This window comes from uncultured Sulfitobacter sp. (genome assembly GCF_964021855.1).
In the GTDB taxonomy this organism is placed as follows: Bacteria; Pseudomonadota; Alphaproteobacteria; order Rhodobacterales; family Rhodobacteraceae; genus Sulfitobacter.
Genome location: NZ_CAXHZD010000009.1, coordinates 41,785 through 56,254 on the forward strand (window position 1 = coordinate 41,785; position 14,470 = coordinate 56,254).

Below are 14,470 nucleotides of genomic sequence, written 5' to 3' on the forward strand. Positions count from 1 at the left end.
CGGATTTGTCTTTATCTAGGGATAGCTACAGGACGCGCTTTAACCCTGACTGCACGCTTAATAGCTTAGGCAGATAACTTGAAATTGCCGTTTGCGCGCGCGCAGGCGTTGCGGCCATCCCTGTGTTCAAGGCCGCTAAGACCTTGCCACGGTGATCAATCAGTGGTACCGCAAGCGAGCACAGCCCAATTTCAACCTCTTGATCAATAAAGACGTAACCCGTGGTTCGGGCCTGATCGACGCGCGCCATGATTTCGGCGGGGTCGGTGATGCTATGAACGGTGCGCGGGGCAAGATCCGAGGCGTCAATAATCGCGGCCGCCTCGGGGCGCGGCAGATTGGCCAACAGCACCCGCCCCATCGACGTGCAATGCGCCGGCAAACGCGAACCGGGCATAAGACCAATGGACATCACCCGCTTCTGCGCGGCGCGCGCGAGATACACAATCTCCGTGCCATCAAGGATCGACACCGAGCAGCTTTCGCCAATTTGCTCGGTTAGTTGATCAAGCCATGGCTGCACAAGTTGTGGCAAAGGCAAAGAGGCAATCGCCCCCAAACCAAGCCGCAGCACACGCGGTGTCAGGGTGAAATATTTTCCATCGTAATCGGCATAACCTTCAGTGTGCAGCGTCAACAGACAGCGGCGCGCAGTGGACCGATCCAGCCCCGTCTGCTTGGCGGTGTCAGTGATCGAAAGTTTAGGCGTGTCCTCACCAAAACATTCAAGCACGCGCAAACCTTTGGCCAAGGAAGAAATAGTGTCTGAAGGTTTGTTCGTCATGCGCACTAGTATGTTCATATATTGAACAAACATCAAGATGCGAACAAATTTGTTTCGCAGCACGCTGGTTTCAGTCTACATCGGAACCAAGCAAAGGAGTGTCTCATGGACAAAACCGTCTCTACCTTAACCGAAGCAATTGCCGAAATTCCAGACAACGCACAAATTATGATCGGTGGTTTCGGCGGTTCGGGTGCGCCCATCGAACTGATCCACGCTTTGATCGACCGCTTTCGCGCGACTGGTAGCCCTAAAAACATCACGGTGATTAACAATAATGCTGGCAATGGCCTTATTGGTATTGCTGCAATGATCAAGGCTGGAATGGTCGGGAAAATGATCTGTTCATTCCCGCGCAGTTCGAACGCTGAGGCGTTCAATGAAAGATACCTGTCGGGTGAAATCACATTAGAGTTGGTCCCGCAGGGCACATTGGCCGAACGTATTCGTGCAGCGGGTGCGGGCATCCCTGCATTCTACACCCCGTCCTCCTATGGGACTGAATTGGCCGAGGGCAAACCGACAGAGCAATTTGATGGCAAAATGTATGTCCGCGAACGCTGGTTAAAGGCAGATTATGCCCTGATCAAAGGTCAGAAGGGCGACACCGTTGGCAATCTGACCTACCGTCTTGCAGGTCGCAATTTCAATCCGTTGATGGCAATGGCCGCCAATAAAACTATTGCGCAGGTATCTGAATTGGGGGCCGCGGGCAGCATTGATCCAGAACAAGTTATTACACCCGGTCTCTTTGTCGATGCCGTGATCGAAGTCGTAAATCCGCAACAAGAAGAAGTGCTCGTGCGCACAGGAGTGGTTCACTAATGTCTGATTTCAACATCTCCGAAGTGGCCCTGTCCAACGCACAAATTGCGTGGCGTGCGGCACAAGATATCGAAGACGGGTCATATGTGAACCTTGGCATCGGCTTTCCAGAGATGATCGCCAAATTCCAACCCGAGGGCCGCGATGTCACCTATCACACCGAAAACGGCGTGTTGGGTTTTGGCAAAGCCCCCGCAGAGGGCGCCGAAGACTGGGACCTGATCAACGCGGGGAAAAAGGCGATAACGCTGAACCCCGGTGCTTCGTTTTTCCACCATGCGGATAGTTTCGCGATGGTCCGTGGGGGTCACCTTGATCTTGCGGTTTTGGGGGCCTACCAAATCGCACAGAACGGCGATCTTGCGAACTGGCGCGTCGGGTCCAAAGGCGTGCCTGCGGTTGGCGGTGCCATGGATTTGGTGCATGGCGCAAAACGTGTGGCGGTTGTTACCGATCACGTCACCAAGGACGGCAAACCCAAACTGGTTGAGGCCTGTTCATTCCCGTTAACGGGTGTCGCATGCGTCACGCGCGTCTATACCTCGCTCGCGGTTGTGGACATAAAGGATGATAAATTCATCCTACGGGAAAAACTGCCCGCGATCACGATGGAACAATTGCAGGCGGTTACAGGGGCGAAGCTCCACACTGACGGCGATGTTGCCGACCTTATTGTGCCGAAGGATTTGTAAATGACTGACGTTTATATCTGCGACTATATCCGCACACCCATCGGGCGCTTTGGCGGTGGTTTGGCAACTGTGCGTGCCGATGATCTGGGCGCTATTCCGTTAAAGGCATTGGCCGAACGTAACCCTGATCTGAACCTATCCGCAATTGACGAGGTGATCTTTGGCTGTGCCAACCAAGCGGGCGAAGACAACCGCAATGTTGCGCGTATGTCGTTGTTGTTGGCCGGATATCCGGACAGCGTTCCGGGCACGACGATGAACCGGCTTTGCGGCTCTGGCATGGACGCGGTGATTACCGCCGCACGCGCGATTAAGGCTGGCGAGGCCGATTTGATCATCGCGGGCGGCGTCGAATCTATGTCGCGCGCGCCGTTTGTGATGCCCAAGGCCGAAGCCGCATATTCGCGTGCAAATGAGGTCCATGACACCACCATCGGATGGCGGTTTGTGAACCCTTTGATGAAAAAGCAGTATGGCGTGGATTCCATGCCCGAAACCGCCGAAAACGTCGCCGAGGATTTTGGCATTTCGCGCGAAGATCAGGACCTTTTCGCAGTCCGCTCTCAGCAAAACGCGGGCACTGCGATGGCGAATGGACGATTGGCGCGTGAGATCACACCGGTCACAATCCCGCAACGCAGAGGTGATGCGATTGTTGTATCCGAAGACGAACATCCGCGGCCTTCTACGACTTTGGAAGCGTTACAAAAACTCAGGACGTTTGTGAAGGCGGACGGAACGGTCACGGCGGGCAATGCCTCTGGCGTGAACGACGGTGCGGCGGCCCTTATCCTCGCCAGCAAAGAGGCCGCAGAAAAGCACGGGCTAACCCCGATCGCAAAGGTATTGGGTGGCGCATCTGCGGGTGTCGCGCCGCGCATCATGGGCTTTGGCCCCGCGCCTGCGTCGCATAAATTGATGGCACGGCTTGGCCTGACAGCGGCTGATTTTGCGGTGATCGAATTGAACGAAGCCTTCGCCTCGCAAGGCTTGGCCACGCTGCGCGACCTTGGCATTGCGGACGACGATCCACGGGTCAACCGGAATGGCGGGGCGATTGCGCTTGGGCATCCATTAGGCATGTCGGGCGCACGGATCACGGGCACCGCGATGTTGGATCTTAAGTCTGGCGAAAAATCGCTCTCGACCATGTGCATAGGCGTCGGCCAAGGCATCGCGATTGCGTTGGAAGCGGTTTAAGTTCAATCAGTGGGCGGTGTTTTTCGCTGCCCGCTGATGCGATAAAGTCGCCAAAAGGTTGGTTAGGTTGTTTTGGTCAAAGCCTGTTTTGCGGGTCAGGCCAACAGCACCTGACATGTAATCCGCTTTCATATCCAAGGCGACTAGACTGCCGTCTTTCACCTCACGTTCTACGACACCTCGCGAGATAAACCATAACATATCCGAGCTTTCCAACATCGTGAGCGCTACTGGCAAAGCCACGGTTTCGAATGCGGGGCGCAAACTCGACAGCCCCAAAGCCGACAAATATTGATCGACAGACTGACGAATGATCGCGCCCGGGTTAGGCAGGATCAGCGGATATTCCGAAAGTATTTGCGCAGGGTCCAGTCCAAGAGCAGGATGACCAGCACGCGCAACCAATTCAATTGGCTCGTCATAAAGATGCTCAAATGCCAAGCCGGGCATATCCTTTGAACCTGGTATCCGCCCAATCATAAGATCAATTTTGCCTGACCGCAGCAAGTCGATCAAATAGCGGTTTGGGCCGGTCATCACCCCAATGCGCGCATCGGGTCGCTGGTCGTAAAATTCCAATGCGACCGACGGGAAAAACCCGCCAGCGACGGTTGGCAACACCCCCACTTTTACCAAATCCGTGTGCGTTGGCGCGCGTAGAACACGGCATCCCGCCTCAAGACTTTGTAGTGACGCCACCGCATGACGGCGAAAAACCTCGCCGCCGGCCGTCAGGATCGCACGTCGTCCTGTGCGCTCGAACAGCGGGGTTCCCAATTGCGCCTCAAGATCGGACAGTGTTTTGGACATGGCCGGTTGCGACACATTCTGCGCCCGCGCAGCAGCAGAAATCGTTCCTGTCTCAGCCACGGCAAGAAACGCCTCAAGATGGCGGAGCTTTAGGTCTTTTGGTATATCCATTTGGTTATAGTTCTAGTATATTTTTGTATTTTATCAAAGGTTTTAATTATGCCAAATTACCTAAAGGAGGACTCTATGCAGGCACTAAAATTAGACTGGGGCACGATGCACCTTAGCCATTCGAACGGTGGCGGGCCTGCACTTGTGTTTCTAAACTCGCTCGGCACGGATATTCGGATGTGGGACGCAGTTTGCGCCCGTTTACCCGCTGATTATAATATGCTTCGGATGGATAAACGCGGTCATGGTCTTTCTGATACGGGGCTGGCTGGCTATGGAATCCCCGAACTTGCGAATGATGTTTTGGCCGCGATGGATCACGCTGGTCTTGATCGCGTTATCCTTGTCGGCTGCTCGATTGGCGGATTGATCGCACAACATATCGCCTTGATGGCTCCGGAACGGGTCCTAGGTTTGGTGCTGTCCAACACTGCGCCGATGCTGGGCGCCGCCGAAGGGTGGCTGTCGCGGATAGACGCCGTGAAGCAAAACGGCATGGCCGCGATGGCCGAAGATATTTTACCACGGTGGTTTGGCCCTGACTTCTTGGAAACACCAGAGGCCGCGCTTTGGCGCAGCATGTTAGCCCGCACGGATCAACTGGGGTATATTGCGACCTGTGGCGCGATCGCCGGCACCGATATCACCACGCGCTTGCCCGAAATCACAGCCCCCGCATTGGTTTTTGCGGGCAGGCACGACCTGGCCACGCCGCCAGCCGTGGTTGAGGCATTGGCCGCTGCCCTGCCCCAAGCCGAGCTTATTATGTTTGAAACAACGGGGCATCTGCCCGCGATTGAGCTACCCGTGGTCTTTGCCCAAGAGCTTATTAATTTTGTCAAAAGGATCACCGCATGAGTGGAAAATTCGATCAAGGGATGACGACCCGCCGCGAAGTATTGGGGGACGCCCATGTTGACCGCGCCGAGGCCGCTAAATCAGAATTTGACCTTCCTTTTCAAAACCTTATCACCGAAAGCGCGTGGGGCACCGTTTGGTCATCGGACAAAATTAGCCGTCGTGAGCGGTCAATGCTGACCATCGCATTGCTGGCCGCTACCGGAAACTTTGAAGAAATCCCGATGCACATCCGCGCCACTGCGCGCACGGGTGCATCAAAAGACGACGTGGCTGAAGCCCTACAACATGTCGCAATTTATGCGGGTGTTCCCAAAGCAAACCACGCGCTGAAACTCGCCAAACAAACATTTATTGAAATGGAGGAAAACAACGATGACTGATCTAGGTCCATTGATTCCGCGCAACCGTGCGGTCCATCCTGAACCCTACGACCCCGGTTACAAAACGAGCGTCGCGCGCTCGCCAAACCTGCCGCTTTTGTCGATGGAAAGCGGGTTGTCCGAAGAAACTGGACCAACCTTTGGCCACGGCCAACTGGGCGCGCTGGACAACAATTTGATCCTAAACTGGACCAAAGGCGCGGCTCCTGCTGTAGGTGAACGCATTTTGATGCATGGCCGCGTGTTGGATGAAAATAACCGTCCGGTGCCGCATACTTTGGTCGAAATCTGGCAGGCAAATGCCGGCGGGCGCTATCGTCACAAAAAGGACACCTACTTTGCGCCGCTTGATCCAAACTTTGGCGGCTGCGGACGCACGATCACTGACGAAAACGGCTATTATGAGTTTCTGACTGTGCGCCCTGGTGCCTACCCGTGGCCAAACCGCGGCAATGACTGGCGGCCGATGCACATCCACGTCTCGGTCTATGGCCATAGTTTTGGTCAACGCCTGATTACCCAGATGTATTTTGAAGGTGATCCGCTGATCAATCATTGTCCGATTGCGGCGACGATCAAAGACCGTAGCCACCTTGACCGGCTCGTTGCCCCTCTCGATTTCTCGAAATCGCGTCCGTTGGATTTTCTTGCGTATAAATTCGACATCGTGCTTCGTGGACGCCGCCAAACAATGTTCGAAAACCAGTTGGAAGGCATGTAAAATGGTACAGTCACTTAACACATTACAAGAATCTCCATCGCAAACCGCTGGCCCTTATGTCCATATCGGATTGATGCCAACCTATGCGGGCAACGCTGGATATTACGACGAAGAAATCGGCACATCTCCAATCTCGGACAACGTTAAGGGTGAAGTGATCGAGATCACCGGCTCTGTTTTTGACGGGACTGGTTGGGCAATGCGCGATGCGTTGATCGAAAGCTGGCAAGCCGATGCCAACGGCAAATTCGCAGGCCAAGAAGGCGCGGACCCCGCCGTTTCGGGACTTTGTCGTTTTGCCGCCGACGCCGATAGCGGCGAGTTTACGTTGCGCACAGTTAAACCCGGTAAAGTGCCTGCGCGTGGGGGTGGCAAAGATGCGCCGCACATCTCGCTTTGGGTTGTGGCGCGGGGGATTAACATCGGCCTGCAAACCCGCATCTATTTTGAGGATGAGGACAATTCAGCTGACCCACTATTGGGGCGCATCGAACAACGCCCGCGCGTTGACACTCTGATCGCTAAAAAGACGGGCGAAGGGAAATATCGGTTCGATATTCGCCTTCAAGGCGCTGGCGAAACGGTGTTTCTTGATATCTAAACCTGCACACATCTGATTGAATGGGGCGCATACCGCGCCCCATTTCTATGTTGAGGATATCCCATGACAATCTCTGCTTTTGACCATCCTTGGCTGTCTGGACTGTTTGGTGATCCTGTCATGGCCGAGGTATTCTCGGCGCAAAAACAGATGGCGCATATGCTCGCCTTTGAGGCCTCTTGGTCGCGAGCCTGTGGCAAGTTTGGGCTGTTTGACGCGACAAAGGCGGCGGATGCTGCCCACGCCATTGAAACCGCCAAGATTGATTTCGCCGATATCGCGAAGGGCATGAGCAAAGATGGCGTTCCCGTGCCCCGGTTGATCAAACAATTGAAGGCGACCGCCCCCGCCGAGGCCTTACACAAGGGGGCCACGTCCCAAGATGTTGTCGACACCGCGTTAGCAATGACCCTGCGCGAGGCTTCGGATTTGATCGCGGGTCGGATGTTGGACGTCGTAAACCAGCTCAAGACATTAGAAGTACGGTTTGGGGGCAATCCGCTTATGGGCCGCACACGTATGCAAGCCGCAACTCAGATCACTGTGCGGGATCGTATCCTGACTTGGCATCTGCCTTTGGCGGGGCATTTAGAGCGGCTGGAAACGCTTCGTCCAAAGATCGAAAAGGTTCAGATCGGCGGCGCCGCTGGGGACCGTAAGGCGCTCGGGGATAAGGCCGATTATGTGGTCGGCGAAGTCGCCAAATCCCTTGACCTCGCGCCAACAGGCAAAGCTTGGCACGCGATGCGCGAAGGCGTCGCAGACTACGCATCGTTTCTATCGCTCGTGACGGGTAGCTTGGGGAAAATGGGCCAAGACATCGTGTTGATGTCGCAGCAAGGGATTGAAGAAATCACACTCTCTGGTGGTGGCGGGTCATCCGCGATGCCACACAAACAAAACCCAGTCGCAGCCGAGCTTCTGGTCACGCTGGCACGGTTTAACGCCACGCAAGTCTCGGCCATGCATCACGCAATGGTACACGAACAAGAACGCTCTGGCGTGGCTTGGAGTTTAGAGTGGATGATCCTACCGCAAATGGCGATGGCAACCGCGCGTGCGCTTGCCGTGGCCCTTTATCTAACCCAGAATGTTACGCGCATAGGCGCCGATGGAGGCAGCACCTAGAACGGTAACCCAACGTAGTTTTCCGCTAAGTCACGTCGTGCCGTTTCCGAAGCGGCAAGATGGGCCAGTGTCGCTTTGCGCATTTGTTCGGCAAAGGCATCTTCGCCATCAAAACGGTGCATCATTGTCGTCATCTGCCAGCTAAACCGCATCGCCTGCCAAATTCGCGCGAGCGCACGGGCGAAATAATCGTCGTTGCCAGTTCTTGACCAACCTTTAACTTGCGTTTTTTGACCGTACTCACCCCCCCTTTAAAGCCGGTCATTTGGCATATGGCGCTCATCGAAGCGGTCGCAAGCACCGTAAGATATCCGATATGTTTCGATCCCTGACCCACGAACTAGCCATTCGGGTAACGATAACTAAGAATTATCGTTACCGCCTGAGGGGCCCCGATTTCGCCGATCCCACGGACCGTGATGGACTGGCTGAACACCTCAACAGGAGTTCAACATGCCCCATCTCGATCACTCAGCCTTCGTCAATGCCCGCCGCGATGAACGCGGCCTCGGCCACCACACGCTGCGGGCTTACGCCCAGGATCTGCGGACCTTCACGCGGTTCACCAAAGAACACCAACTCGTCGATCCGTTCTCAAAAGACGACATGCTCGCCTATCACCGCCACCTACGCGACGTGCTGTATGCCAAGCCCGCAACCATCGAGCGGCGTCTTGTGACCCTTAAGTCGTACTTCGCTTGGCGCGCAGATCGGAACAGCGCCATGCCCTCGCCGTTTGCAGATGTTCGAATCTCGGTCCGGATTCCGCGGCGCCTGCCCCGGCCCATTGAAAGGGACATCCTCAAAGCCGTTTTGAAATCACCCGTTGGTGTGGCCGATGCCCCAACTGCCAAAACAACGCCGTGCGCGATGCAGGACGTCACCATACTGATGATCAAGCTGCTGATTGTGACAGGGCTGCGGATCAGCGAGCTCACCAACCTGACGATCCGCGATGTCTCCACCGACGCTTCCCAAATGATCGTGCGCGGCAAAGGCAACAAGGAGCGGATTGTGTTTGTGCCAAATGCGGAGTTACAGGTCGCGTTTCAACGGTACTGCATGTTTCGCGCTGAACACGGGTCCCTGAAATCGCCGCTCTTCCTGAATGCGGTGGGCCGCCGGCTCCGGTCGCAAACGTTTCGTAAACGCCTGCGGGTGCTATCCCATCGCTTGGGGATCGCGCCGCATTTGACCCCGCACCGGTTCCGGCACACAGCGGCGACACTGCTAATCGAGGAAGGTATCGATATCCTTATGGTTCAGGCCCTACTTGGGCATGCAAACCTTAAGACGACTTTGATCTATGTGAGGGTTTCGAATCATGCCCTTCGACAAGCCTTGAAGCGGGTCGATGTGCTTGGCGAGCTGGGATAATAAACGCCCCAAGGTGGCCACTAGATTCTCGATTGGTCAATGGAGGCTTTGCACTCTACCTGTCGGTCACCTACGTGTCGGTCCCAATTTCCCGAAAGCGGGCCATAGTGGGCCAGCACAAGCATGACCGCTTCATTGGGAGTACTCGAACGAATGGCATTAAAGGGTGCCTCGCAGATAGCTACCCTTGATGCGGCTCCGATAGCATTTATGCCCAGTCCGTTTGTTCGAAGTAATGTAAACAGAGCGGAAAGTCAGCTTTCCAAATGACCATTTACAGAAGATGATTTATTGAACAGCCGAAGCAGTAATTTAAGATGGCATGATTTGCCAGTGGAGAAGGCACCATGAAAATCACGCTTTTGCGTATTTGCAACTTCCGATGCTTTGGGGGCGTCGAGACAGAAATCGCGTTAGACGATACAACATTCATTCTTGGACCGAACGGCGCCGGTAAGACAGCGGTGCTGCAGGCACTGGCAAGGATGTTCAGTCTCGATCCCGCACAGCGTAAGATCAGAACCTCCGATTTTCATATCCCCGCCGACGAGGCGCACGATGCGGCACCAGAAGTGCGCAGTCTTTGGATCGAGGCCGATTTCGAATTTCCAGAGCTTGAGTTGGAAAACGTCGACATGCCCGCGGTGCCCGGCAACTTCGCGCATATGCTCATGGTGGACAATGATGAGGTCGTCCGCGTCCGCTTCCGTTTGGCAGCAACTCTCGATCAGGACGGTGATATCGAGGAAACCTTCACCTACGTTACCGAAGCTGACGAGGACGGGTTGCCCGTAGAGGAAAGCCGGGCCTCCAAGCAAGATCGCAACGCCATTCAGGTGCATTATCTCCCTGCTCGCCGCGATCCATCGGACCATATCTCTTACTCCGCCAACGCCTTAGTGGGCCGGGCATTGCGAGCCGCCGACTGGAGCGTCGAGCGCACTGAGGTCAATGATCTTACAGCGCAAATTACCGATGCCCTAAGTGGGAACGCGGCCATTGAAGGCATCAGCGACTCGCTGACCGACATCTGGGGCCAGCTTCACAGGGGCGAATTTTTCGCCAACCCGTCAATCTCTTTTGCGCAAAGTGAGGTCAACGCGCTTCTCCGCCATCTGAGCCTTACCTTCACGCCAGGCCACGGCGAGTCGCTCGTCGACTTCTCACGACTAAGCGACGGTCAGCAATCCTTGCTGTATATCTCTCTGGTGCTAGCAATGCGCGAGATCGGCGACAAGGTGCTCGCCGGTGAACTAGAAGCTTTCGACATCGACAAACTGCGGCCTGCCATCTTTACCTTAATCGCGGTCGAAGAGCCGGAAAACAGCCTTTCACCGCACTATCTGGGGCGCGTAATCCGCGCGATTTCCGAATTTGCAAACGGTCAGAATGCACAGACCCTGGTGGCTACGCACGCCCCATCACTTTTGCGTCGCGTCGCCCCTGAGACTATCCGCTATCTGCGGTTAGACGGCGATCGTCGAACGGTCGTCGCTCGAGTTGTTCTCCCGGAAAATGAGGACGCGGCAAAATATGTGCGTGAAGCCGTACACGCCTTCCCTGAATTGTACTTTGCCCGGTTCGTCATTCTGGGTGAAGGCGACAGCGAAGAAGTCGTTCTGCCGCGGATGCTCGCTGCACGCGGCGTTCTCACGGATGATGCATCGATCTCGGTTGTCCCTTTGGGCGGGCGCCACGTCAACCATTTCTGGCGGTTACTGCACGGGCTGGGCATCCCGCACGCGACTTTGCTTGATCTCGACCTTGCCCGCTTTCAGGGTGGCTGGGGCAGGATCAAATACGCTGCGAAGCAACTTCTGAAATATAGCGACGTGGAGAATGCGGGCATTGACGAAGATGAAATAGCAGCCATTCCAGCTTGGAATAGCGAACAAGGACTTTTGATCGATGACGATGATTGGTTCGAGTATTTCAACGAGCGCGGCGTCTTCTTTTCGTCGCCGCTTGATCTCGACTTTATGATGATCGAGGCGTTCGCCGAAGTCTATCGAGTTGAAGATGACGAGTGCGAAGAACCAGATGAGACAACGCTCAAGGCTGTCCTCGGCAAAAAACACGATACCGTGGCAGGGCAATATACTGACGACCAGCTTCAGCTGTTCGATGCCTACCACCGTCGCTTCAAGTTAGGCAGCAAGCCAGCTTGGCATATCCGGGCAATGGCAGCGATTGATGATGCAGAAATTGCTGCGGACATGCCCGCGGCCATGACCGCGCTAATCGACTATGTCGAAACCGAACTCGAAGGCTTACCTGAATGATTGCAGTGGAACGATGGTCGCCCGTGGATGGCTTAACGCTTGAGCCGAACGCGTTGGCTGCTGCAACAGAGATTGCGCGCAATTTGGCCCTCACCGCGGGTCCCGGCGCTGGCAAGACTGAAATGTTGGCGCAACGTGCCGACTTCCTGCTTCGCACTGGAACTTGCCGTTACCCTCGCCGGATCCTCGCCATATCGTTCAAGACTGATGCTAGCCACAATCTCAAGGCACGCGTCCGGAAACGCTGTGGACCTGGGCTGGCTGCGCGATTTGATAGCCACACCTTCCATGCCTTCGCTAAACGGATCATTGACCGGTTTCGCCCGGTGCTGAGCGGACGCGATGCGCTAAACCCTGATTATTCGATTGGCCCGCGCCGTGTGCAACACCAGTCCATCACGTTCGCCGACATGGTGCCGCTCGCTTGCAAGATCATCGAAGACAGCCTAGCCGCCAGAAATGCGGTGCGACAGACCTATAGCCATGTCTTCCTGGATGAGTTTCAAGACTGCACGGATGAGCAATATCGCCTGATACTCGCTTGTTTCGGCGACACCCCGACAATCCTGACGGCTGTTGGCGATACCAAGCAAAGCATCATGGGCTGGGCCGGAGCGCTCGAGGGTATCTTCCATACCTTTGCCGACGCTTTCCATGCGCTGCCGCGCAATCTCTATCAGAATTTCCGGTCCGCACCCACGCTCCGACGCATGCAAAATGCGATGGTCAAAGTGATGGATCCGCCAGCCGCGCTCGAAGATGCGGATATCGTCGGCGACGAGGGCGAAATCAGTATCCTTCGTTTTGAAGATGATGACGACGAAGCCAGCGGCTTGGCAACGCATATCGGCAGGCTGATCGAAGATGGAAGCGAGCCTTCCCAGATCGCAATTCTTGTCAGCAAACAACAAAACCTCTATTGCCAGCGCCTCGTAGTTGCTTTCGAGGCAGAGGGGATTCCGTTTCGAGAAGAAGACACAAAGCAGGATCTGGCGTCTGAGCCGGCTGCCTGTCTGCTGATCGACTTTCTTTTGATCGCGAGCGACGCGCGGCAACCTGCCGCTTATCGTCGATTGCTTGATCTAGTTGTGTTCAACCATGGCTATGATGAGGAACGCGAATATCAGTTGCGGTCACGCTGGGATCGCTTTGTCACCGAAACCAAACGGCAGGTCGCTGCAAACGAGATCAATCTTCGGCAGATCAACGATCTGAAAGCTCTTACTGTCGCGCTCGTGGACGTTGTCGGGCGTGACAGTCTCGTCGCTTTATCACCGGACTATCAACACGGCGATCGCCTCGATCAACTCATCAACCAAACCCTCGAGCATGCGCATTTGCTGTTGCAGGGCCATGTGGACACGGCAACTGCTTTAGCTTCATTTTCTGGTGACAACGGGGTTCGCATCATGTCGGTGCATAAAAGCAAGGGACTAGAATTTGATACGGTCGTCATTCTTGGGGTCGAGAAAGAGACTTTCTGGGGCGATCCGTCAGCGGAACGTGCAGCTTACTTTGTTGGGATCTCACGCGCCAAACGACGGCTGCTGCTGACCGCGTGCCGTCAACGCCAACGTCCGAGTGGAGCGAACCGCTGGACTAGCAAGCGTAACGAGTATGATGAATTTCTTGCTTACGTGCCATGACCGCGCTTAAAAATCCGCTGGTCGAGCCCTCCCCGGAGCCTGACCTGATAATATGTTAAACATGCTGTGAACAGGACGCTCCATCTCAGCCATTGATGCTTACCGTCCGATCGATGAGAGGCAGGAGGCATTGCACCGCATCTGACGCCGCGCTGGTTCCGGCACTCTGCGGCAACGCTGCTGATCGAGGAAGGTATCGACATCCGCATGATTCAGGCCTTAATTGGGCACGCAAACCTTAAGACGACTTTGATCTATGTGAGAGTTTCAAACCACGCGCTGAGACGCGCGTTGGAACGCGCCGATGTTCATGATGCGCTCGGGTAGCAACGACCTGAAGCCCCTAAGATGCGCGTTATTTTATCGTACGGTGCCGCTCCTTTCAGTATTCTTAGTTATTTACTCGGCGCAAAATGGAGCGGAACAATCCTATGCCTGATAAAAAAGTCCAAACCGCTGTTGCTGCAGGTATGACATGATCTAAACCAAAGAGCTTGATCGGAGCGATCTTCAATTATGTCAGCCACCTCCATCTCTTCTAATTTTTTTCGCCACTTCAACAGCACCTCAAGTGCATTGGAACCACGACAGTAGATTATTATTTCACCCTGATTTTGCCCCGGTAAAGCAGTTCCATACCTTGTAGAGAGCTGCAAAAAACCATCTCTCAACCAGCCATATGTACTATGAATTTTCGCTTCTGCAATCCATTGAAATCTTTCTGGACCCTTGACTAGAATATCGCAGTGCCCTCCAACTTGCGTATCATGCGACGCCATCACCTGGAACTGAGCTAGCTGTTCCACAATCTGGACGGTAAGCTCGTCCTCTGATTGTTTTTTGTTCAAATGGCGGTTTCGAACCAATGAGTCGTAAGCATACTCAAGCATCCCCTCCAGCGCTTCAGTCCTGACTTCGTGGTTCGGCGCCATTTGATACTTAAACGCATACCCACCAGCCTGCCCTTCTGCAAATTGTGCAAGAAGTCTCAAAGTTCTTAGGTCATTGGGGTCAATGAAGTCTTCGTCAGTGAAATGCATTTGTCTTTTTCT

General features: G+C 54.8%; 16 protein-coding genes. 12 read left to right on the forward strand and 4 right to left on the reverse strand.

Annotation, left to right across the window (positions count from 1 at the left end; translation table 11 throughout):
- Positions 1 to 25: 25 nt before the first annotated feature.
- Positions 26 to 784, reverse strand: a complete 759-nt coding sequence (locus AADJ11_RS18860) for an IclR family transcriptional regulator C-terminal domain-containing protein (protein ID WP_341235954.1) — start codon at positions 782 to 784, stop codon at positions 26 to 28.
- 105 nt (positions 785 to 889) lie between these two features.
- Between AADJ11_RS18860 and AADJ11_RS18865 the strand changes: the two genes are divergently transcribed.
- From AADJ11_RS18865 to pcaF, 3 genes are read left to right on the forward strand one after another with little or no spacing between them, the layout of a single operon-like run.
- On the forward strand, positions 890 to 1,609 hold the full coding sequence (locus AADJ11_RS18865; protein WP_341235955.1) for a 3-oxoacid CoA-transferase subunit A: 720 nt from the start codon (positions 890 to 892) through the stop codon (positions 1,607 to 1,609).
- Entirely contained in the window at positions 1,609 to 2,301 is a 693-nt protein-coding gene (locus AADJ11_RS18870; RefSeq protein ID WP_341235956.1) for a 3-oxoacid CoA-transferase subunit B, read from the forward strand. The genes AADJ11_RS18865 and AADJ11_RS18870 overlap by 1 nt, the downstream gene beginning before the upstream one ends.
- Positions 2,302 to 3,501, forward strand: coding sequence for a 3-oxoadipyl-CoA thiolase (pcaF, locus tag AADJ11_RS18875; protein WP_341235957.1), 1,200 nt, complete (start codon positions 2,302 to 2,304; stop codon positions 3,499 to 3,501).
- A gap of 6 nt (positions 3,502 to 3,507) precedes the next feature.
- Here the strand turns inward: pcaF and AADJ11_RS18880 are convergent, their stop codons facing one another.
- Entirely contained in the window at positions 3,508 to 4,422 is a 915-nt protein-coding gene (locus tag AADJ11_RS18880) for a LysR substrate-binding domain-containing protein (protein ID WP_341235958.1), read from the reverse strand.
- 75 nt (positions 4,423 to 4,497) lie between these two features.
- Here AADJ11_RS18880 and pcaD point away from each other — a divergent pair, with 75 nt between their 5' ends.
- The 5 genes from pcaD (at position 4,498) to AADJ11_RS18905 (ending at position 8,113) form a co-directional block, all read left to right on the forward strand.
- Positions 4,498 to 5,280, forward strand: coding sequence for a 3-oxoadipate enol-lactonase (gene pcaD / locus AADJ11_RS18885; protein WP_341235959.1), 783 nt, complete (start codon positions 4,498 to 4,500; stop codon positions 5,278 to 5,280).
- Entirely contained in the window at positions 5,277 to 5,663 is a 387-nt protein-coding gene (pcaC, locus tag AADJ11_RS18890; protein WP_341235960.1) for a 4-carboxymuconolactone decarboxylase, read from the forward strand. The genes pcaD and pcaC overlap by 4 nt, the downstream gene beginning before the upstream one ends.
- Positions 5,656 to 6,384: a protocatechuate 3,4-dioxygenase subunit beta gene (gene pcaH, locus AADJ11_RS18895; RefSeq protein ID WP_341235961.1), complete on the forward strand. Its 729-nt coding sequence runs from the start codon at positions 5,656 to 5,658 to the stop codon at positions 6,382 to 6,384. The genes pcaC and pcaH overlap by 8 nt, the downstream gene beginning before the upstream one ends.
- A gap of 1 nt (position 6,385) precedes the next feature.
- Entirely contained in the window at positions 6,386 to 6,985 is a 600-nt protein-coding gene (gene pcaG, locus AADJ11_RS18900) for a protocatechuate 3,4-dioxygenase subunit alpha (protein ID WP_341235962.1), read from the forward strand.
- Between the two features lie 63 nt (positions 6,986 to 7,048).
- Complete coding sequence (locus AADJ11_RS18905; protein ID WP_341235963.1) at positions 7,049 to 8,113, forward strand: 3-carboxy-cis,cis-muconate cycloisomerase; 1,065 nt, start codon at positions 7,049 to 7,051, stop codon at positions 8,111 to 8,113.
- On the opposite strand, the gene AADJ11_RS18910 is transcribed toward AADJ11_RS18905, so the two are convergent.
- A complete protein-coding gene (locus AADJ11_RS18910) occupies positions 8,110 to 8,238 on the reverse strand; it encodes a hypothetical protein (protein ID WP_341235964.1) in 129 nt (42 codons plus the stop codon). The two genes, AADJ11_RS18905 and AADJ11_RS18910, sit on opposite strands and share 4 nt — an antisense overlap.
- Positions 8,239 to 8,566: 328 nt before the next feature.
- Between AADJ11_RS18910 and AADJ11_RS18915 the strand changes: the two genes are divergently transcribed.
- The 4 genes from AADJ11_RS18915 (at position 8,567) to AADJ11_RS18930 (ending at position 13,745) form a co-directional block, all read left to right on the forward strand.
- Positions 8,567 to 9,490 (forward strand): tyrosine-type recombinase/integrase, encoded by a 924-nt coding sequence (locus tag AADJ11_RS18915; RefSeq protein ID WP_341235965.1) that lies wholly within the window; start codon positions 8,567 to 8,569, stop codon positions 9,488 to 9,490.
- A gap of 347 nt (positions 9,491 to 9,837) precedes the next feature.
- A complete protein-coding gene (locus AADJ11_RS18920) occupies positions 9,838 to 11,772 on the forward strand; it encodes an AAA family ATPase (RefSeq protein ID WP_341235966.1) in 1,935 nt (644 codons plus the stop codon).
- Positions 11,769 to 13,418 (forward strand): ATP-dependent helicase, encoded by a 1,650-nt coding sequence (locus tag AADJ11_RS18925; RefSeq protein ID WP_341235967.1) that lies wholly within the window; start codon positions 11,769 to 11,771, stop codon positions 13,416 to 13,418. Before AADJ11_RS18920 ends, AADJ11_RS18925 begins: the two co-directional genes overlap by 4 nt.
- Before the next feature lie 129 nt (positions 13,419 to 13,547).
- Positions 13,548 to 13,745: a tyrosine-type recombinase/integrase gene (locus AADJ11_RS18930; RefSeq protein ID WP_341236004.1), complete on the forward strand. Its 198-nt coding sequence runs from the start codon at positions 13,548 to 13,550 to the stop codon at positions 13,743 to 13,745.
- A 68-nt stretch (positions 13,746 to 13,813) separates the two neighbouring features.
- On the opposite strand, the gene AADJ11_RS18935 is transcribed toward AADJ11_RS18930, so the two are convergent.
- Positions 13,814 to 14,458 (reverse strand): hypothetical protein, encoded by a 645-nt coding sequence (locus tag AADJ11_RS18935; RefSeq protein WP_341235968.1) that lies wholly within the window; start codon positions 14,456 to 14,458, stop codon positions 13,814 to 13,816.
- Positions 14,459 to 14,470 lie beyond the last annotated feature (12 nt).

What these genes read in the sequence shown, in the direction of transcription:
- AADJ11_RS18860 (WP_341235954.1), bottom strand. Translation starts at nt 784, where the DNA reads ATGACGAACAAACCTTCAGACACTATTTCTTCCTTGGCCAAAGGTTTG.
- AADJ11_RS18865 (WP_341235955.1), top strand. Translation starts at nt 890, where the DNA reads ATGGACAAAACCGTCTCTACCTTAACCGAAGCAATTGCCGAAATTCCA.
- AADJ11_RS18870 (WP_341235956.1), top strand. Translation starts at nt 1,609, where the DNA reads ATGTCTGATTTCAACATCTCCGAAGTGGCCCTGTCCAACGCACAAATT.
- pcaF (WP_341235957.1), top strand. Translation starts at nt 2,302, where the DNA reads ATGACTGACGTTTATATCTGCGACTATATCCGCACACCCATCGGGCGC.
- AADJ11_RS18880 (WP_341235958.1), bottom strand. Translation starts at nt 4,422, where the DNA reads ATGGATATACCAAAAGACCTAAAGCTCCGCCATCTTGAGGCGTTTCTT.
- pcaD (WP_341235959.1), top strand. Translation starts at nt 4,498, where the DNA reads ATGCAGGCACTAAAATTAGACTGGGGCACGATGCACCTTAGCCATTCG.
- pcaC (WP_341235960.1), top strand. Translation starts at nt 5,277, where the DNA reads ATGAGTGGAAAATTCGATCAAGGGATGACGACCCGCCGCGAAGTATTG.
- pcaH (WP_341235961.1), top strand. Translation starts at nt 5,656, where the DNA reads ATGACTGATCTAGGTCCATTGATTCCGCGCAACCGTGCGGTCCATCCT.
- pcaG (WP_341235962.1), top strand. Translation starts at nt 6,386, where the DNA reads ATGGTACAGTCACTTAACACATTACAAGAATCTCCATCGCAAACCGCT.
- AADJ11_RS18905 (WP_341235963.1), top strand. Translation starts at nt 7,049, where the DNA reads ATGACAATCTCTGCTTTTGACCATCCTTGGCTGTCTGGACTGTTTGGT.
- AADJ11_RS18910 (WP_341235964.1), bottom strand. Translation starts at nt 8,238, where the DNA reads ATGATGCACCGTTTTGATGGCGAAGATGCCTTTGCCGAACAAATGCGC.
- AADJ11_RS18915 (WP_341235965.1), top strand. Translation starts at nt 8,567, where the DNA reads ATGCCCCATCTCGATCACTCAGCCTTCGTCAATGCCCGCCGCGATGAA.
- AADJ11_RS18920 (WP_341235966.1), top strand. Translation starts at nt 9,838, where the DNA reads ATGAAAATCACGCTTTTGCGTATTTGCAACTTCCGATGCTTTGGGGGC.
- AADJ11_RS18925 (WP_341235967.1), top strand. Translation starts at nt 11,769, where the DNA reads ATGATTGCAGTGGAACGATGGTCGCCCGTGGATGGCTTAACGCTTGAG.
- AADJ11_RS18935 (WP_341235968.1), bottom strand. Translation starts at nt 14,458, where the DNA reads ATGCATTTCACTGACGAAGACTTCATTGACCCCAATGACCTAAGAACT.